The sequence below is a fragment of the Chitinophaga eiseniae genome (genome assembly GCF_012641265.1).
GTDB lineage: Bacteria > Bacteroidota > Bacteroidia > Chitinophagales > Chitinophagaceae > Chitinophaga > Chitinophaga eiseniae_A.
This window is the reverse complement of the sequence record NZ_JABAHZ010000009.1, coordinates 154,873-174,068: the sequence shown is the minus strand read 5'-3', so window position 1 is coordinate 174,068 and position 19,196 is coordinate 154,873. Positions and strand designations below refer to the sequence as shown.

The window sequence follows — 19,196 nt, the reverse complement described above, 5'->3', positions numbered from 1 at the left end:
AGTATTGGGTGCGAAATCCTATCCAATAAGGAGCTAACGGCTTTGCCTCCTTGTTCTTACAAATACCGCGCTGTGAGCTGAAGAAAGCATTAGCATCAGCCACACACTTTGATTTGATCCAGGTAAAAAAAGCACCAGGAAAAGTCATTTAAATGGTGGTTTAGATTATCAGTCGTTCCTATCTTTAATTCAATTGCCATGTTAGTTGTTCCGTGGCGTACAGCATCTTTTCCAATATTTTAGACCCAGGTAACCCTTTATTTTCTATACGTTATGCAAACCACTATTTGTTACAACAGAAATGTTGCCGGTTTATTCTGGCGATTTTATACCCCAGATACTATACACGTGATAGTTTTCCTTGCTTATGTTGGATTAAGCGCCTACTATATACAGTTTTCTTATTCTTTCATTAAAAAGCAACATTTATGAAAAAATTGAAATTAAGTAATCTGCCTGCCCATGAGCTACTCTCCAGGGATCAGTTAAGAAACATTTTAGGTGGAGATGGAAGCTCAGGAGGAGGATGTGAGAATTCTGCCGGGTGCTCTGACCCAGGAGATAAATGCGGCGTAGATAAACTAAGCACTTGTACACAGGTAAAGTGTATTTCAGATCCCAGTATTTCGTTTTTAGACTGCCTTTAGTATTCAATGGGTTTTGAAATGAATACCTGGGTCTGACATTTAGATTAAATTTATATGGCAAAATCCAGGTATTCCTGAGCATTTATTTTTTTAAGGAGGTTAAGATGAATAATATATCCAGCTCTCGGGCTCCTTATTTTAGCCAGCGTAACGTCATTAGGGGATTAATGACATTAGCCTTGCTATTCGTCTTTTGGGGTATTCAGGCACAATCAAATACCCAATTCTTTCTCCGTGGTGAAATAAAAGGGCTGGATTCGGGCAAAGTATACTTATATTATCGCGATGATCAGAATCGCGGAAAGTTGGATAGTAGCGTTGTAAAAGACGGCCGTTTTTTCTTAAAAGGCGCTATAGCTGAGCCTTGCATGGCGTTTATTACCTTGAAGTCCTTAGCTGAAGGTCCGGATATAGGTAGTCTAAACTCTGGAGAAATTTACCTGGAACCCACCCTGATGTACCTAAGCGCAGCTGTCAATAAGTTTAATGAAATAATATTGAAAGGTTCTGCGACTGATAAAGATAGGATGAGATTACGCAAATTAAGGGCGCCCATAACTGCTATTATAGCGCCTGTTCAGGAAAGGATGAGCGCAATAGCGTTGTTATATAAAAAAGATAAGAAAGATTCTGCTGTGGTCCTCAAAAAGGAGCTAAAGCACGAGATAGATTCGCTATCATCCAGGTTGACGTCGCTATATAAGGAGAAAGACGCAGTTGACTCGTTATTTATGATACGGCATTTGCACTCTTATTTTACCGCCAATATTTTATTACGTAAAGTACAGGCTGGGACTATTGGGTTTACTTATGCCAGCGCTTTGCTGCACAGCTTCCCGGAAAAGCTGAAACGAAGTTTTGTTGGAACTGAACTTTCGCGAAAATTAACGAAAGTCAAGTTGATCCCATTAGGAGGCGAAACCAGTAATTTTGTTGCTATCAATACTACCGGAGATACTATTTCATTACGTAAATACCGTGGGCGAAAGTATGTCTTACTTGATTTCTGGGCTTCCTGGTGTGTGCCCTGCAGACGGCTCACCCCCGATCTGAAAGCAATTTACCAGCAGTACAGGGATCACTTGGAAATTATAGGCATCTCTTTCGATGCCAGGCAGACAGACCTCAGAAAAGCCATGGTACAGGATAGCATCGAATGGCCGCAGATTATGCAAAATGATCAACATGTGCGAATTGATCCGGTAGATAAGTTAATCAGCGATAGATTTTTCGTAGACGGTTTCCCATTTCTATTACTTATTGATAAAGAAGGAAAGCTGGTAAAGAAATTCGGTAGCGGAGTTGATGCTGTGCCGGCTTACCAGATAACATCCGAAATATCGAAGTTGATTCACTAAGCGGCGTTACATTGACAAACATTAGCAGCCATAAATGACATACCCGGACTCATTTGAGCCCGGGTATATCATTTATGTTTCAGAAACGCCCGCTATTTCAGTTTATCTGCGGTATTCCATACCTGTATATCTTTTATCACTCCCTTGAAGGCATGTGCAGTGTCTCCGATATTTTGCAATGGGAATACCAATGTTTGCACAATCATCATGGAATCTTTGACGCCCGCAAAACCTATCTTTTTCTTTTCCAGGTTTTGTACCAATTGCCCGTTCACGTACAGGCGGGTGCCTTTGTGATCCCCGCTGATAGCCAGCTTGGTCCATTGATTAGCCGGTACGGTATAATCGAAAGTATAATCGTAGCCTTCCCGTGAGAAGCCCAGCTTACCGGTTTGCTGTTGTTTAAGTTTAACGGTGGCGTGGGGAGAGCTGAATAATACGGCATTGGGTGCATTACCGGCATCTGGTTTAACAGTGAACATCACCGTGTAATCATACCCGATTTCGCGAACAGGCGTTTGTGCGAAACTCCGTCCTCCATTGACATGCAGGCCGTCGTGCTGGAGGGCTGCATTGGTTATTTTACCCAGGTTTCTTTGATTGCCGGAATTGTCTTTGCTTTTATTTTTCCCAGGTTCGTATTGTAACACCAGCCCATTCTTTCCTTTGAGTTTGCCGCGCATATTGGCGCCAGGGCCTTCGCCGGTATTAGCGGCTTGGGCGGCAAATACGGCATAGCTTTGCGTGCTGTCGGCGCCTCTCCACATTTTTTGAGAGAGGACCTGCATAGCCGGGAATACGCGGTCATGTACGTCTTGCTCGGTAATGCCGTTGCCTACGTGGTCGTTCCATACGGCAAAAGAACCGCCCAGGACCTGCGGATCGCCGTCATTAAACCTTACATCGCCTATCTGTACCGGTTCCCATTTGTTGTATAGTTGAGGTAAATTGAGGTAGTCGTAGTAATAACCTGCCGCGGGAACAATGTACAGCCATCCATCGGGGGTAGAGATCATATTGTATCCCAGTTTTTTCATGGCTACCGGATCGGCATAACCGTTATACCACATATTCATCGTCACATCTTTTACCTTCACCGGGGTATTGCCCTGGGCATGTGTGAGGGCGCCCCAGACCCGTACCTTTTTTCCGTAGTTTTCTACCAGGCGTATGTAATGGTCGGTAAATGCGCGGAATTGCTCTGCTGCGGCTTTGGCATACTCGTCTGTTCCGATGTGCACTTCCTGGCCTGTAAATACCGGGTTAGGTCCTGCCAGGTACTCCATGAATACGCTGTCGATGACCTGGTAGGTAACCGGGTTATCCAGGTCGAGATGATCCATCCCATATTTTTTGCTGCCAATCTCGGGGCGAAGTTTGGTAAACGCCAGAGAATGTGCCGGCACATCTATCTCCGGCACTATATTCACACCATAGGAAGCTGCCAGTGCCTGCAGGTCCCTGAATTCCTGTTTGGTATAGGAGCCGTCTTTAGCCGTAAGCCCGGGATAGAAATCGCTTTCCAGGCGAAAAGCTGCATAGGTGCTATCCCAGTTTTTTCCAAAGAATTGCTTGAAGCCGTTATCGTTGAGGTGTATATGAAAATCATTCATCTTGTAGTACGACATGAATTTCACATACTGCCGGAGGAAGTCGAGGCTGAAGAACTTACGTCCTACGTCCAGTACAAAGCCGCGAACAGCGTAACGGGGATAGTCTCTTGCAGTACCGCAGGGAAAATGAGTATGAAGACTATCCTGTTCCAATACCTGCAGCAGCGTACGCGTGCCCCAGAACACGCCCCGGGTACTTGGTGCAGCTATTTGCAGCACGTCCTTTCCTGCAGTTACCACGTAGCCTTCTTTGCCGAGCGCGGTATCTGCGCTGTTCAGCCGGAGAAAAATATCGCCCGCAGTGGGTGTGCCGGTCTTAATAGAGAGAGAAATGCCATGGGTTAAAGGCAACAGGTCCTGTTGCAGCACCTGCGCAGTAGCAGATAGCGCCTGGGCCGATGCCGGCTCCAAAACAATAGCACTGGCCGGTTGAAGGGTAAATTGTCCCTTGCTCCCCTGCCATTCCTGTAGGCCTGGGATTACAAATGGAGCGGGGTTGGTGGTTTGTGACCAGGCATTACCCTGAAAGAATCCCAGCGCTAAACCGGTAATAAGAAAAGTTTTTTTCATTTGGTATGTAATAACATTGTTCACTGATTGGCTGCCTGACTGGCATTGGCAATAGCGGTTGCTATCGCATATCTAATGTAATAACTTCCGGGTGATTTTCTGTACCCGGTTATGTAAAAGGTAATATAGGAGGGATATTGGTCAAAATAGCAGAACCGGTTGAATTCCTACTTCATGGTGGTCATGCTTCGTTGTTTGTTACCCCAGGTACTTAGCATTTTAAGGATCGGTTCTAATTCCCGTGCCACCTCAGTTAATTCATATTCAACCCTGGGTGGCACTTCCGCGTATACGGTGCGCTTTACCAATCCGTCTTGTTCAAGTGCTTTCAATTGCAGCGTGAGCATACGTTCTGTGATATAGGGGAATGCTTTTTTTAGTTCACCGAACCGTAGTGTTTTGCCTTCCAGTTTACTAAGTATGAGCAATTTCCACCTGCCACCTATCATGTAAACAGCGTAGGTAAGGTCACATTCAATGATGGTGGATTCGTTGCGGGTATATGTAGAATTTATCTTCCTGGTTGCCATTACTTACATATTTGTTCGTACCATACAATTGATGGTATCGTGCATAAAATTAACTGGTCCCCACTACTTTTACAAAGAATTTTTGAAGGCAAAAAAGATTAGGATTATGGATCTCTATTTAAATGGAAAAACAGCAGTAGTTACAGGCGCTAGCCAGGGATTTGGGCGCGCTATTACAAAAGAGTTGGCTATAGAAGGCGTAAAAGTATTAGCCATTGCCCGCAATAAAAATTTGCTGGACACACTCCAGGAAGAAATTATACTTGCCGGCGGTGTGGCACCCGTTGTAATGGTACAGGATCTGATGGCTCCCGACGCCCCACAGTTGATAGCCGCAGCTGCATTATCGAACCTGGGGCAGGTGGATATCCTGATTAATAATGCAGGCCGAAGCCAGCCAGTAGATGTTGTCGGCGCAGCGGATGCATGGCAGCAATCGATGACACTTGATTTTGAGCGTCCACGCCAGCTTACCGAACAGCTGTTACCTCATTTTATGGCACGTAAACAGGGCGTTATCCTGAATATTACGAGCTCTTATGAATTACGCTCCATCAATGTATCTGCAGTAGCGAAGGCATCGTTGGTTGCCTGGTCGAAGGGACTGGCCGGACAATTAGGCCAGTATGGTATCCGTGTAAACAGTCTTCAGCCTGGACTTATTGATACGAATAACATCAGGCGTTTCTTTTCTGGTGAAGCGCGCGCGGAATTCGCCGGGAATGAAATTCCATTGGGTGATTTTGGTGAACCGGAGGACATTGCCAACATGGCCGTTTTCCTGGTGTCGCCCCGGGCCCGCTATGTTACCGGTAGCGTAGTGGCGGTGGATGGAGGTATGCGGAGGTATCCGTTCTAACGGAATTGAGGTGGGGTGAAGTTAGAGATTCATCAAAAGGTTAGCAATAGGTTAATCGCCTTTTGATGAATTTTTATCCTTATACCTGCGTCAATGTGGCCTGTAATTCCAGTTCAGCGATGAGACTGGACTTTACCTGTGTAAATGCCGTATCCTTTGCTTCGGCAAAGGAGATGTTATAGGCACGTTCTATTTGTTGTAAATGTGGTGAGAAGGGCTTCAGCAGCTGATCGTAATAATTATCCAGCTCTTTTGTACCGGGCATTTCAAAACGGATGCGCAGTTGAAAACGCCTCAGCAGGGCCGCATCAATCATTTCAATATGGTTAGTGGCACAAATGAGCAACGATTTTTCAGGGTAGTAATCGATCAGCTGGATCAGCGTATTCACCAGGCGCCGCATTTCTCCTACATCTTTATCATCATCGCTGCGTGCTTTACCAATCTGGTCAAACTCATCCAGGAAGAGGACAGCGCCTTCCCTGGCGGCTTTATCAAAAACAGATTTGATGTTTTGAGCTGTTTCCCCGATGCGGGCGCAAATAACGTTACTCAGGTTCAGTATCAGCAAAGGTTTCTTCATGGCGCCGGCGATGCCTTTGGCGGTAGTGGTTTTCCCACAACCGGAACTACCATATAACAGTAGTTTGTTATTAACCGGAAGCCCATATTGATGGAGTGTATGTATGAACCGGTGCTCTTTGATGAGCTGCTGAATCGCTTGCCTGTTTTGACCCGGGAGGAAAATATCCTCCAGTTGTATGGTTGGTTGATCATGGATGATCAAATCGTATATATTCATTCGTGTTACTGTTATGCGGTTCCCTTCTTCGCTGGTACAACCAACCCTCCCGCATGCCAGGAGGGTTAGCTGGCAACTACTTCAAATCTTCTATGGAAGCCCCAAAGTTGATGTGCAGTACATTGCCGTTAGGCATTACCAACGCCGGAACCGACTTTATGCCTGCGTTGGCAGCATCGGTAATTTTTGATTTGTCGGTCCCTAAGTGAATCACCTCTACCTGGTTTCCAGGGATAAGGTGTAAAATGTCTTGCTCTGCGCTGACACAAACGGGACACCCGGCGTGGTAGAAAATTGCTTTTCCCATGATGATGCAAATTTAATTAATATTTACTGGTATAATGAGCGCCTGGCTGCTATCACTTCAGCAGCCAGGCTTTTGTGTGATGATGAAACAAAAGTATACTATATTTGGACCAGGTAACTAGTACAGAATTTATAAAAACAAGTAGTCCAGATGCTAAGAGCATGGAAGTTGGAAGTACAATTGGATGAGCAGTCTGATAAGGCCGTCTATCTCCAGGTGGCAGATGCCATCATAAAGGATATTCATTCCGGCAGACTGAAGTCGGGCGACGCGTTGCCGGGAAGCCGGTATCTTTCGCAGCAGTTGAAACTAAACCGGAATACAGTAGTGGAAGCGCTGAATGTATTGCTGATTGAAGGATGGCTGGAGTCAAAGGAACGAAGGGGCACCTTTGTAGCCGCTACTTATCCTTTTCATCCTGATGCACCGAAGAAGGGGGGGAAACCAACGGCTGCTCCGGCGACGAAGCCCTGGCGTATTTTTTTCGATGATGGTTATCCCGACAGCAAAATAGCACCCATCGCCGAGCTGGCAAGGGCATACCGCCAGATCTTCAACCGGAAAGCAAAGTGGCAGATGATGGGATATGGGACCGAATTGGGCGACCTGGAGTTCCGGAAGGAGATGGCGCAAATGCTGAACCACCAAAGGGGAATGAGTATACAGGCGCAGATGCTCTGTATTACCCGTGGCAGCCAGATGGCGCTGTACCTGGTGGCGCAAAGCTTATTGGAGAAAGGGGATTATATCATGATAGAAAACCCTGGCTATAAGCCTGCCTGGAAAGCTTTTGAGAGCACAGGCGCCAAATTGTTACCGGTAAATGTTGATGAAGAAGGGCTGGTGATTGCAGACGTTATCCGGCATCTGAAATCACGAAAGAAGATCAGGGCCATCTACCTGACACCACACCGGCAGTATCCTACCACTGTTACCCTGAGCCTGCAGCGCCGCCTGAAGCTGGTGGAGCTGTCGAATGAGTATGGGTTTACAATTGTGGAAGATGACTATGACAATGAGTTCCACTTCGGCTACCGCCCTGTATTGCCCTTGTCTACTTTTACAGAATTAAAAAAATATGTCTATATCGGCACCATGAGCAAGGTGGTAGCTCCGGCTTTACGCATTGGTTACCTGGCCAGCAGCGACCGGCAGCTGCTCGACAAGGTAGCAGCCCTCCGTAAGATCATTGATGTTCAGGGAGATAATATCATGGAGCAGGCAGTATTACAGCTCATCAGGGACGGGACTATCAAACGGCATATTAAAAAGGCCGGCCTGCACTATAAAGCCAGGAGAGATGCTGCTGCGCTGTTGCTGCAAAAATACCTGAAACATAAAGCCTCCTGGCATGTTCCTGATGGGGGACTGGCGTTTTGGATCGTGCCAAAAGCGCCGGTGGATTGGTTTCTTATCTCAGAAAAGCTACAGGCAAAAGGTATTAAAATTATCTGCCCGGATAGTTATAGCTATGATGCCCCGGTGAATGGTATCCGGCTGGGGTATGCTTCTCCCGGAGAAGAACAGCTGGAAGAGGGGATACAGGCGTTGGCAAAATTGCTGTAGCCAACGCATACTATTAAATTTGACAATTAGTATTAAATTTACCCCTGCCGCAGAGAACGGGAGCTGACGGCATTATATTGGGATGAATGAACTGGAACTACTGCAACAACTGGCGCTCGGCAACCGCGATGCGTTTACTGCTATCTACCAGCAGTACCATGGCGGCATCTATAATTACCTGCTGAAGTTCACCCGGAATCCGGCGCTAACGGAGGACCTGGTGCATGATGTTTTCCTGAAGATATGGGAAATCCGGTCGCAACTGGATATTAAGTCGTCGTTTGCCGCCTACCTGTACCGCCTGGCCCGTAATACCGCCCTTACACAATTGAACCGTATTGCCTTGTTTGATACCATCCGCGACGAGGTAATGCATCGCGCTTCCCTGGGCATCGATGACCAGTCGCTCATGAATGCCGTGGAAGCCAAACAATATGAAGAGCTGTTGCACAAGGCGATCAATAGCTTGCCGCCACAGCGCCGGGAGGCGTTTATCCTCTGCCGGCAGCAGGGTAGAAGCTATGAAGAGGCGGCTGCTCTTATGAATATTTCCCGTAATACCTTTAAGCAGCACCTGTCACTCGCCGTTAAATCGATCCGGGAATACCTGCTGGAGCATGGCAATATTTCCCTGCTGATACTGCTGGTATCCCTGAAATAAAAAAAAGTTGGATTTTTTTTCCAACGCATCCACCCATTTGTTTTATTCATTAGTCTTATTGATATGGAGCCAAAAAATTTTCCTGTTGCTGACCTGCTGCAAAAATACCTGGACGGTACCCTCACGGACGCTGAGAGTATTGCCTTGTTTGCATGGTTGAAGGAAAATCCTGTGGAGGAAGATACTCAACTGGAGCCCTTGCTGGAAGCGGTATATCACCGTTCTTTCGGGGAGCCGCCGGCACTTTCGCCGGCCGCCAGTGCTCGTATCCTCAACAGGTTAATGGAAAGCACTGCCACACCGGTAGTGCCTTTACGCCGGCCTTGGCTCCGCTATGCCGCCGCCGCGGTGCTCATCCTGGCCGCAGCCGGTACCGCCATGCTGGTAATGCGCCACCGGGACACCACACCGCCGTTGGCCGGCAACCTGGCCGCTCCGGCCAAACAAGGCAATCACGCCGTGTTAACGCTGGCCGATGGGCGGCAGATACAGCTCGACAGTGCCAAGGGCAATATTGTACAGAGCGGGGAACTGAAAGTGAACAATGACAGCGGCCAACTGGATTATGAGGGCAAGGCGGGCAATATGGAATACCATACCCTCACCACGCCGCGGGGAGGCCAGTATAAGCTGCTGCTGCCCGATGGTACCACGGCCTGGCTGAATGCAGGATCCAGTATCCGCTTCCCCACCGCCTTTAATGGAAAATACCGGCAGGTGAAAATGACCGGCGAAGTATATTTCGATGTAAAACAACAGGCTAATAACCCGTTTATGGTAGACATAAATGGCAAAGCTACGGTAGAAGTATTGGGAACGGCGTTTAACGTGAACGCCTATACGGACGAACCGGCCATCCGCACTACCTTGTTACAGGGAAGTGTCAGGATGACCCACCACGGGAAGTCCGCCATACTCGAGCCCGGACAACAGGCCATTGCCAGTCACGATCAGTTGAATGTGACCAGCAACACCGACACGGAAATGGCCGTTGCCTGGAAGGATGGACTATTCCGCTTTGATCACACCCCCCTCGATGAAGTACTGCGACAGCTAGCCCGCTGGTACAACGTAGAGGTGGTATATGAGAAAGGCGTGCCAGACGTTCCTTTCAGTGGCGAAATAAAAAGAGACCTCGACCTGAAACAGGCACTGATAGTGCTGGGCAGCATGGGCGTGCATTGCCGGGTCGATGGCAACAAACTAATCATTATGCCGTAACATTCCGTCATGTGAGCCATACCTCGTATTCTCATCAACAGATTGCATGAACATACAGGCCTTGTGCTGAATAAAAGCTGGAAAGCTACTGGCGGAGCTTTGTCCTGACTAAAATTAATTATTTAATCAACCAGAATTACCATGATTCCAGCATCCAATTTTTATAAACGGTTTGCCCGGAGGAACCGGCTTTTTAAAAAGCTGACCGTAGTGTTGCTGATGACCTTCAGCCTGGGGATATCCCTGCAGGCAGGAGCGCAAACAATTACCTATAGCAACAAAAAAGCTTCGTTGCAGCAGGTATTTGCAGAGATAAAGAAACAGTCGAACTATGTCGTGATATTTAATCCAGACCAGATAGACGCTAGTGTCACTATTCCAGTCAATGCCAAAAACCAGCCATTAGAAGCATTTCTCAAAACCATCTTTTCCGGTATGCCGGTGAGCTACAACATTGTAGGAACCACCATCGTACTATTCCGGAAAAACAGTGGTCAACCGGAGATAACGCCCGACGACAAAACGCCCACGCGTGATGTGTCGGGCGTGGTATCCGACGACAAAACAGGCGCCGCGCTAATGGCGGTGAATGTAGTGATAAACGGCACCAGCAAAGGAACACAGACCGATGAAAAGGGGCTATTTACAGTGAAGAAAGTAACAGACGAGGATATATTGACCTTTTCCTGTATTGGTTACCAGAAGATATCCGTACCCGTAGCCAAACTGTTTTCATCCTTTAATGTACGGATGAAAGCCGCTACCAGCGAACTAGACCAGGCCGTGGTACAGGCATATGGTGTTACCAGTAAACGTCTTGCCACTGGTAATATTACCAAGATCACTGCCAAAGAAATAGAAAGACAGCCCGTGCTTAATCCCCTGCTGGCCTTACAGGGCCAGGCGCCGGGGCTATTGATCACCCAAACAAGCGGTTACGCCAATGCGCCGGTGAAAGTAGAAATCCGGGGACGCAATTCCCTGGGAAATAATTTCATCGGCGACCCACTTTATGTAATTGATGGTGTTCCGCTGACTGTACTCGACTTACCCGGCTCTATACATAACGGAGGGATTTCTGCCGGTTTTGTACAGGGCGGCTTTTCCGCTACCGGTGGACAAAGCCCGCTGTTCAGCATGAACCCTCGCGATATTGAAAGTATTGAAGTACTGAAAGATGCCGATGCTACCGCCATTTATGGTTCCCGCGCGGCTAATGGCGTGATACTGATCACGACCAAAAAAGGCAAACCTGGCAAGACCAACTTCTCCCTGGATATTAACCAGGGATACATCGACGTGCCGCATCGCCGCAAAATGCTGAATACACAGCAGTACCTGCAAATGCGCCGCGAAGCCTTCAAAAATGATGGCGTAGCGCCCACGCCGGCAACTGCGGCCGATCTGATGGCATGGGATACTACGCGGTATACCGACTGGCAGAAAGAATTACTGGGTACCGGCAGCCAAACATCGGTCATGACCAGCCTTTCTGGTGGCGATACCCATAATACCTTCCGCATCAGTGGCAACTATGCCCGGCAGGTAGATGTACTCAGCAAAAGCGGATCTAATCAACAGGCTACGCTGAGCGCCAACATCGGCCACCGCAGCCAGAATCAGAAACTCAACGTTTCCCTGGGAACCACTTATTCCTATACACATGTGGATGCAGTATATGCTAACACTAACATATTTATGTTGCCTCCTAATGCGCCTCCCATCTATAACAGCAAGGGAGACCTCAACTGGGACGACTGGAATGCCACCGGCAACGCGGGCGGATTTCCCTTCGCTTATCTGAAGCAAAATAATATTATTGAAACCAATCAATTCAGCAGTAACCTGGGGATCAGTTACGAACTGCTGAAAGGATTCACGATTTCTACCACGGCGGGATATACGAATATGATGGGCTCCAGTAATATGTTTACGCCGATTGCTTCACAAAATCCAATTACAAATCCCACTGGCTCCGCCAATTTTGGAACGACTAAAAACACCAACTGGATTATAGAACCACAGATAGCTTATAGCCGCTTCATTGGCAAAGGTGATCTGAAAATACAGGTAGGTGGCTCGTTACAGTCGACCATTACTGATGGAGCCTCTACGTTTGGACTGGGGTACAGCGATGATAACCTGCTCCGCAGCATCAACAATGCGCCCATACAAATTAGCTCAGAGGCTTATGCACGCTATAAATACGCCGGTTTATTCGGACGTATTAACTATAACTGGAATAACAAGTATATCATTAACCTCAACGCCAGGAGAGACGGGTCCTCCCGTTTCGCCCCCGGCAGCCAGTTCGGCAACTTCGGCTCCGCAGGCCTGGCCTGGAATGCGTCTGAAGAGCCCTGGATGAAGCAGTTGCTGCCCGACTGGGTAAGCTTCGTAAAGCTTCGTACCAGCTACGGTATCACCGGTGGCGATGCCTCTATTGGCGACTACCAGTATTTGTCGCAATGGGCTACCACGTCGGGCGGCCGCCCGCTTAACCCATACAATGGATTACAGCCTATTATTCCTATCCATGCGGTGAATCAGCAATACCAGTGGGAATCCAATAAAAAATATGAAGCTGCCCTGAGTGTCAGTTTCCTCAACGACCGTATCAACCTGGAAGGTGCTTATTACGAGAACAGGTCCGGTAACCAGATCACACAGATCCCTACACCGAAATATACCGGTTTCGGATCAGTAGTTGGCAACTGGACAGCGGTAATACAGAACGCTGGTTGGGAAGGCTTTGTACGTGCCAGGCTGATCGATAAAAAAGATATCAGCTGGTCTATGACCTTCAATATCTCTACCAACAGGAACCGGCTGATTTCGTACCCGGGTATTGAGCAGTCGCCTTACTATTCCGTCTATAAAGTTGGGCAATCGCTCAGCACCGTATACGTACTGCACTACCTGGGCATAGATCCGCAAACCGGAAAGTACGCCTTTGTAGATCTCAATAAGGACGGCGTGATAAATTTTAACCCCGGCGTACCGGCGGGTACCGCTGACGACGACCGCTACGTAAAAGTGGATACGAATCCTAAGTATTACGGTGGCCTGAATAATTCATTTACCTATAAAGGCTGGAGTCTGGACCTGTTCTTCGACTTCAAGCGGCAGATCGGGTTAAATCCATACATAGTTGTACCAGGAGCATTTGGCAACCTGCCGGCAGATGCCTTACAGGATCACTGGCAGAAGCCGGGCGATATCGCTACCCGCCCAGGATTCACCAATGGCTTCGGTACCTCTATCAGTTCGTCGGATGCTCAATATATCAACGCATCTTACTTCCGGTTGCGCAATGTGTCGCTCACCTACAGCCTGCCGGATAAACTGGTGGCCAGGGCGCATATGACTGCCTGCCGCGCTTTTATCCGTACACAAAACGTGTTTACCATCACCAACTATCCCGGTATAGACCCGGAAGTACAGGACCTCTCCAGTGTTCCTCCTTCCAGAACGATTACCGGTGGCTTATCCTTTAATTTCTAAATCAATGGCTATGCAGAGATATCAGAGAAAAATTGTGATCGCTTCCAGCTGCCTCCTGCTGGGAATGTTGGGTGCCTGTAAAAAGTTGGTGACGGTACCCGATCCGATCAACACCATCTCCACCGGGCAGGTATTCAGCAGTGAAAAGCAGGCCAATAGCGCTATGGCGGGCGTATACACCCGTATGATCAATGGTGAAAGCACGGGTGATGCGAGTGGCGCGGGGCTTACCAGCTTTGCTGCGGGACTATCTACCGTATTGGGCAGTTTGTCGTCAGACGAACTGTATAACTACCGCGGTACTTCAGAACAATCGTATTACGGCCTTACTACTAATAAACTCACCATCTATAACAGCAGCCAGCCCTGGACCATGTGGGAAAGTGCCTACATCGCTATTTATGGCGCTAATTCTATTATTGAAGGTATTGCAGATTCCAAATCTTCTATGCTGAAAGACAGTGTACGAAAGGCGCTCACCGGGGAAGCTAAGTTTGTACGGGCATTTAGTTATTTCTACCTGGTTAACTTTTTTGGAGATGTGCCACTGGCTATGACGGTAGATTTTAACCAGACGGCCCAGCTGCCGCGTACCCCACAGCAGCAGGTATATCAACAGATCCTGCAGGACCTGAAAGATGCAGCCACTTCCATGCCTGCTACTTATCCCACTACCAACGGTGAGCGTACAAGGCCCAACAGCTTTGCTGCTAACGCACTGCTGGCCAGGGTGTACCTGTACCTCGGCGATTATACCAATGCGGCCGCGGCTGCAACCACGGTAATTAATAACTCGGCCGACTATACGCTGGAGAACGATCTTAACAAGGTATTTCTCAAAGGCAGCCGGGAAGCCATCTGGCAGCTGCAACAGTCGCTGCAGGATATGTACCTGAAAGATGCCACTCCCGAAGGATTTGCGATGATACCCAATGTAATGAAGATAGGAATAAGCAGGTTCTGCCTCACGCCTTCGTTGTTGTCTGCTTTTGAACAGGGTGATCAACGCTTTGAGAAATGGACCGACAGCACCGACAACTCCATGGGTACCGCTAACCAGCCGGGGGTAACCCGCTATCCGTTTAAATATAAAGTTGGTAATCCTAACGGAAGTTTCGGTATGCCACCGGCAGAATATTATATGGTACTGCGCCTGGCGGAAATGTACCTGGTTCGCGCAGAAGCCGCTGCCAATGGAGGCCCGGGAGGGAATGCTGCCGCTATTGCGGATCTGAATACCATCCGCAGCCGCGCCGGCTTGCCGGCCTTACCAGCTACGCTCAGCAAGGAACAGGTGCTGGCCGTCGTGGCAAAAGAAAGGCAAACAGAGCTCTTTGCCGAATGGGGGCACCGTTGGTTCGACCTGAAACGTACTAAACGGATGCATGATGTATTATCGGCTGTGCCGCTCAAACAACCGTGGCTGGGCGACTTCCAGGCATTGTACCCGATCCCTGTACCGGAGATCACTGTCAACCATTTCCTCACCCAAAATCCAGGCTACTAAGATGAGATCCTACTTTTTCATATATGCATGGCTGTTAGCTACCGTATTGGTATCCTGCGGCAAGGAATCGGTAGCACCGCCAGGTACCACTTCGCTCAATATTGTCAATGCCGTAGCCGGCAGCAGCTGGCTGGCGCCCAACCTGAAAGGCGGACTGCCGTTTGACTTCTACCGATTAAGGTTGATACAATACGGCCAGTTCAACACCATCAATAATCACTATAATTCCTCTGGCGGGGAACAGCCGCTATGGATATACAACTATCCCGATACGACCGACAAGGATGTGCCTTTGCTCAAAATGAAGCTGCAATTGCCCATAGGGTCTATGCACTCATTATTTGTGACAGGCACGCTGGAGCAGCCGGATAGCCTGCTCGCAGAGGACCACCTGCCGTATCACCGCCTGGGCGACAGCACTACCGGTATCCGGTTTATAAATCTCTCTCCCGGCAGCAAACCCGTGAAAGTGGTGATGAAGGGCAAGAATAAGCCGGAGGTAACCAGTATCGCCTATAAAGCAATGTCAGATTTTATTATTTATCCTGTGAATACCTATTACGGAGACTATGTGTTTGAGTTCCGGGACGCAGCCTCGGATGCGGTTATTGCCACCTATACGGCAACGGGCATACGAAATCCGCCGTTGCCGCCTAACCGGCATCCCTGGCTGTACCAGAACGCCACCCTGGCGCTGATAGGCGTACCGGGAGGTACTGGCCCCCGGCAACAAACGGTGATGGTCGTAAACTATTGATTCAACATTCAACAACCGCTATGAGTACAATACTAAAAATAGAGGGGCTCTCGCACCGCTACAGCAGCGCCTGGGCGATACGTGACATCAACCTGGAAATCAACCAGGCAGGGGTAGTAGGACTACTCGGCTCCAACGGTGCTGGTAAATCTACCACCATGAACATCCTGTGTGGGGTGCTCAATCAAACGGAAGGCCAGGTGACTGTCAATGGCATCAACATGCGGGAAAACCCGGAAGAAGCTAAGAAAAACATCGGTTTCCTGCCACAAAATCCACCGGTATATACCGATCTCACGGTAGATGAATACCTGGCTTACTGTGCCCAGCTGCGCAGAATGGAGAAAGGAAAGATAAAACAGGCGGTAGAAGAAGCGAAAGAACGGTGCGGGATTGCTCACTTCAGCACCCGGCTGATAGGTAATCTCTCCGGCGGCTATCGCCAACGTGTAGGCATTGCGCAGGCCATCATCCACAAGCCCAAACTGGTAGTGATGGACGAGCCCACCAACGGGCTCGATCCTAACCAGCTGATCGAAGCCAGGAAATTAATACGGGAAATAGGACAGGACCATACCGTATTGCTCTCTTCCCATATCCTGTCGGAAATACACCTGCTCTGTCGGGAAATAGTGATGATAGAAGGAGGGCGGGTGATCTTCTCCGATTCAATGGACGCCTTCAACAACTATGTACAACCACACAGCGTATTGACCCGCATGGAAAATCCTCCTTCCGCCACAGAACTGATGAAAATACCAGGGGCTACCAAAGTGGAATTTCTGAGCGACCGGCAAATACGCATCTATTTCGATGGCGACCAGGATATTACCGAAAGGATCATCAGCGCCAGCGTTCAGCAAGGATGGAGGCTGCGGGAGATCAACCTCGACAAAGGCCTGCTGGACGATATTTTCAAGCAATTATCCATTCAATCTCTCCAATAATATTCTTACATGAAGATGATATTTAAAATCGCGAGAACAGAATTGCGTAACCTTTTCTATTCTCCGGTAGCGTGGTTTCTTACAATTGCCTTTATGGTGCAATGCGGGATATACTATACCTATGCCTTGTACCCGGTGGCGAAGTGGCAGGAAGTGCTGCAACAAAATACACCCAAATTCAAGGACTTTGGACTTGCCATGACCTCCGGTATTTTCCTCGCACCAGATGGCATTTTTGCGAATGTATTACAGAATTTATACCTTTTTGTTCCCCTGCTGACCATGGGGCTGATCAGCCGGGAAATCAACAACGGAACCATCAAACTATTGTATTCTTCTCCGTTGAAAGTGAGGGAGATCGTGCTGGGTAAATACCTGGCCATCATGATCTATAACTTATTGCTGGTGGGAATCGTAGGGATCTTCATGGTAACAGGTATCATCAATATCCGGCATGCAGATTATGGCGTACTGTTATCGGCTACACTGGGCTTTTACCTGCTGGTATGCGCCTATACTGCCATTGGGCTGTTTATGTCGAGCCTGACAACCTACCAGATCGTATCTGCCATAGGCAGCTTTATTCTCATCTTCGTCTTAAGCCGCATTGGTGGCCTCTGGCAGAAGTACGACTTTATCAGGGACCTTACCTATTTCCTTTCGCTGTCGGGCCGTACCACCAAGATGTTGAAAGGCTTGATCACCACGAAAGACCTGGTGTATTTCCTCGTGATCGTATATATGTTTGTAGGCTTCACGCTTGTGAAATTAAAAGCGGGCCGTGAGTCGAAACCCTGGTACGTGAAAGCCGGCAGGTACGCATTGATCGCGATTACTACATTGGTAGTGGGTTACTTTACTTCCCGGCCGGGATACATCGGTTACTGGGATACCACCGCTACTAAAAGCAATACCCTGCATGCCAATACCCAGCAGATCATCCGTGATATGAAGGGGGAGCCACTGGAAGTAACCCTGTATTGTAACCTTTTTGGTGGCGGTGTTGGCCGTGGATTGCCGGAAAACCGCAACGACTTCCTCTGGACGCTCTGGGAGCCCTACCTGCGTTTTAAACCGGATGTGAAATTCAACTACGTGTATTATTACGATGTAGCAGATAACGACAGCTCTCTCTATAAAACCTGGGTAGGTAAAAGCGCGAAAGAGATTGCAGAAAAGATGTGTGAAGGATATGAAATTAAGCCTTCCCTGTTCATTCCCGGGCAGGAAGTACGCAAAACCATTGACCTGCAACCGGAAAATTACCGCCTGGTGATGCAGCTGAAATACAAAGGCAAAACCACTTTCCTCCGTACTTTCGATGATGCCACCTTTTGGCCGGAAGAACAGCAGGTAGCTGCTGCCTTTAAGCGCCTGCTGCAGCCCGTGATGCCGAAAAGTCTCTTTCTTACCGGTAATCTCGAACGTGATATTTATAAAAAAGGAGAGCGGGAGTATAACTATCACTCCCTGTCAAAGGAAAACCGTTACTCGCTCCTAAACCTGGGATTTGATTCGGATACAATTTCCGCGGATACGCATGATATCCCGGAGGATATTGCTACGCTGGTGCTGGCAGATCCCAAAACGGCGCTGAGTACCACCACCATGGATCGTATACAACATTATCTTCATAAGGGAGGAAATATGCTGATACTGGGCGAGCCAGGCAAGCAGCAGATGCTCAACCCGCTACTGCAGGGAATGGGAGTGCATATGCTGGATGGCACCCTGATAGAGCTGTCTAAAGATGAAATGCCGCATATGGTGAAACCCTTTTTTACTCCGAAAGCTGCGGAACTTTCGCAGGAACCTTTCATGCTGATGCTGAAAGAGACGTTCGAAACTGGGGAAGGAAGCATGCCAACGCTGATGCCTGGTGTGACCGGGTTTACCTGGACTAACGATAGCGGTTATACGGTGGCGCCCCTGCTGAATACTTCGCCAGGCAATGTATGGCTGAAAGCCGGCGCCCTCGTTACCGACTCGGTGCCACCGGTGTATAGTCCCGCAGAAGGCGATAGCCGGGCTGCCTATTATACCACCGCGGTAGCACTTACCAGGAAAATGAACAACAAGGAACAGCGTATCATTGTAAGCGCCGATGCCGACTTTATGAGTAACATGCGGCAGGGAGGTACCTTTCTCAGTCGCTCGTATTATTCCTGGCTCGACTACGGCAACTTCCCGATATATACCCCCAAACCCAAGGCAATCGATACTTTGCTGAACATTAGTGCCACCGGCGCCGGGATGCTTAAAATCATATATGTGTGGGTGTTACCGGGACTGGTATTGCTGATGGGAACCATATTATTGATCAGGAGAAAAAGAAAATAAAACACAC

14 protein-coding genes are annotated in these 19,196 nt (G+C 48.4%); 10 read left to right on the top strand and 4 right to left on the bottom strand.

From position 1 onward, the window contains the following. Positions 1-751 precede the first annotated feature (751 nt). Entirely contained in the window at positions 752-2,005 is a 1,254-nt protein-coding gene (locus HGH91_RS27475; protein ID WP_168742406.1) for a TlpA disulfide reductase family protein, read from the top strand. A 92-nt stretch (positions 2,006-2,097) separates the two neighbouring features. Here the strand turns inward: HGH91_RS27475 and HGH91_RS27470 are convergent, their stop codons facing one another. Continuing rightward, positions 2,098-4,188 (bottom strand): family 20 glycosylhydrolase, encoded by a 2,091-nt coding sequence (locus tag HGH91_RS27470; protein WP_168742404.1) that lies wholly within the window; start codon positions 4,186-4,188, stop codon positions 2,098-2,100. Positions 4,189-4,355: 167 nt separating this feature from the next. Beyond that, a complete protein-coding gene (locus tag HGH91_RS27465; RefSeq protein WP_168742402.1) occupies positions 4,356-4,718 on the bottom strand; it encodes a winged helix-turn-helix transcriptional regulator in 363 nt (120 codons plus the stop codon). Between the two features lie 106 nt (positions 4,719-4,824). On the opposite strand from HGH91_RS27465, the gene HGH91_RS27460 reads away from it, so the two are divergent. Continuing rightward, positions 4,825-5,577: an SDR family NAD(P)-dependent oxidoreductase gene (locus HGH91_RS27460; protein ID WP_168742400.1), complete on the top strand. Its 753-nt coding sequence runs from the start codon at positions 4,825-4,827 to the stop codon at positions 5,575-5,577. A 79-nt stretch (positions 5,578-5,656) separates the two neighbouring features. Here HGH91_RS27460 and HGH91_RS27455 read toward each other — a convergent pair whose 3' ends face one another. Then, positions 5,657-6,379, bottom strand: a complete 723-nt coding sequence (locus HGH91_RS27455; protein WP_168742399.1) for an AAA family ATPase — start codon at positions 6,377-6,379, stop codon at positions 5,657-5,659. Positions 6,380-6,455: 76 nt separating this feature from the next. Then, a complete protein-coding gene (locus HGH91_RS27450) occupies positions 6,456-6,686 on the bottom strand; it encodes a thioredoxin family protein (protein ID WP_168742397.1) in 231 nt (76 codons plus the stop codon). Between the two features lie 150 nt (positions 6,687-6,836). On the opposite strand from HGH91_RS27450, the gene HGH91_RS27445 reads away from it, so the two are divergent. The 8 genes from HGH91_RS27445 to HGH91_RS27410 all read left to right on the top strand — a co-directional run bounded on the left by HGH91_RS27445 (position 6,837) and on the right by HGH91_RS27410 (position 19,189). Further along, positions 6,837-8,252 (top strand): PLP-dependent aminotransferase family protein, encoded by a 1,416-nt coding sequence (locus tag HGH91_RS27445; RefSeq protein ID WP_168742395.1) that lies wholly within the window; start codon positions 6,837-6,839, stop codon positions 8,250-8,252. Positions 8,253-8,334: 82 nt separating this feature from the next. Next, positions 8,335-8,913 carry an RNA polymerase sigma factor gene (locus HGH91_RS27440; RefSeq protein WP_168742393.1) on the top strand — a complete coding sequence of 193 codons (579 nt, stop codon included), beginning with the start codon at positions 8,335-8,337 and terminating at the stop codon, positions 8,911-8,913. A gap of 63 nt (positions 8,914-8,976) precedes the next feature. Continuing rightward, entirely contained in the window at positions 8,977-10,134 is a 1,158-nt protein-coding gene (locus tag HGH91_RS27435; protein ID WP_168742391.1) for a FecR family protein, read from the top strand. Positions 10,135-10,275: 141 nt separating this feature from the next. Further along, positions 10,276-13,638, top strand: coding sequence for a SusC/RagA family TonB-linked outer membrane protein (locus tag HGH91_RS27430; RefSeq protein ID WP_168742389.1), 3,363 nt, complete (start codon positions 10,276-10,278; stop codon positions 13,636-13,638). A 10-nt stretch (positions 13,639-13,648) separates the two neighbouring features. Further along, on the top strand, positions 13,649-15,145 hold the full coding sequence (locus HGH91_RS27425) for a RagB/SusD family nutrient uptake outer membrane protein (RefSeq protein WP_168742387.1): 1,497 nt from the start codon (positions 13,649-13,651) through the stop codon (positions 15,143-15,145). 1 nt (position 15,146) lies between these two features. Continuing rightward, positions 15,147-15,902: a DUF4397 domain-containing protein gene (locus HGH91_RS27420; RefSeq protein ID WP_168742385.1), complete on the top strand. Its 756-nt coding sequence runs from the start codon at positions 15,147-15,149 to the stop codon at positions 15,900-15,902. Between the two features lie 20 nt (positions 15,903-15,922). Continuing rightward, entirely contained in the window at positions 15,923-16,849 is a 927-nt protein-coding gene (locus HGH91_RS27415) for an ABC transporter ATP-binding protein (protein ID WP_168742383.1), read from the top strand. A 9-nt stretch (positions 16,850-16,858) separates the two neighbouring features. After that, positions 16,859-19,189 carry a Gldg family protein gene (locus HGH91_RS27410; protein ID WP_168742381.1) on the top strand — a complete coding sequence of 777 codons (2,331 nt, stop codon included), beginning with the start codon at positions 16,859-16,861 and terminating at the stop codon, positions 19,187-19,189. Positions 19,190-19,196 lie beyond the last annotated feature (7 nt).

Excerpts from the sequence above, each read along its gene's own strand:
- HGH91_RS27475 (WP_168742406.1), top strand. The coding sequence starts at position 752 with ATGAATAATATATCCAGCTCTCGGGCTCCTTATTTTAGCCAGCGTAAC.
- HGH91_RS27470 (WP_168742404.1), bottom strand. The coding sequence starts at position 4,188 with ATGAAAAAAACTTTTCTTATTACCGGTTTAGCGCTGGGATTCTTTCAG.
- HGH91_RS27465 (WP_168742402.1), bottom strand. The coding sequence starts at position 4,718 with ATGGCAACCAGGAAGATAAATTCTACATATACCCGCAACGAATCCACC.
- HGH91_RS27460 (WP_168742400.1), top strand. The coding sequence starts at position 4,825 with ATGGATCTCTATTTAAATGGAAAAACAGCAGTAGTTACAGGCGCTAGC.
- HGH91_RS27455 (WP_168742399.1), bottom strand. The coding sequence starts at position 6,379 with ATGAATATATACGATTTGATCATCCATGATCAACCAACCATACAACTG.
- HGH91_RS27450 (WP_168742397.1), bottom strand. The coding sequence starts at position 6,686 with ATGGGAAAAGCAATTTTCTACCACGCCGGGTGTCCCGTTTGTGTCAGC.
- HGH91_RS27445 (WP_168742395.1), top strand. The coding sequence starts at position 6,837 with ATGCTAAGAGCATGGAAGTTGGAAGTACAATTGGATGAGCAGTCTGAT.
- HGH91_RS27440 (WP_168742393.1), top strand. The coding sequence starts at position 8,335 with ATGAATGAACTGGAACTACTGCAACAACTGGCGCTCGGCAACCGCGAT.
- HGH91_RS27435 (WP_168742391.1), top strand. The coding sequence starts at position 8,977 with ATGGAGCCAAAAAATTTTCCTGTTGCTGACCTGCTGCAAAAATACCTG.
- HGH91_RS27430 (WP_168742389.1), top strand. The coding sequence starts at position 10,276 with ATGATTCCAGCATCCAATTTTTATAAACGGTTTGCCCGGAGGAACCGG.
- HGH91_RS27425 (WP_168742387.1), top strand. The coding sequence starts at position 13,649 with ATGCAGAGATATCAGAGAAAAATTGTGATCGCTTCCAGCTGCCTCCTG.
- HGH91_RS27420 (WP_168742385.1), top strand. The coding sequence starts at position 15,147 with ATGAGATCCTACTTTTTCATATATGCATGGCTGTTAGCTACCGTATTG.
- HGH91_RS27415 (WP_168742383.1), top strand. The coding sequence starts at position 15,923 with ATGAGTACAATACTAAAAATAGAGGGGCTCTCGCACCGCTACAGCAGC.
- HGH91_RS27410 (WP_168742381.1), top strand. The coding sequence starts at position 16,859 with ATGAAGATGATATTTAAAATCGCGAGAACAGAATTGCGTAACCTTTTC.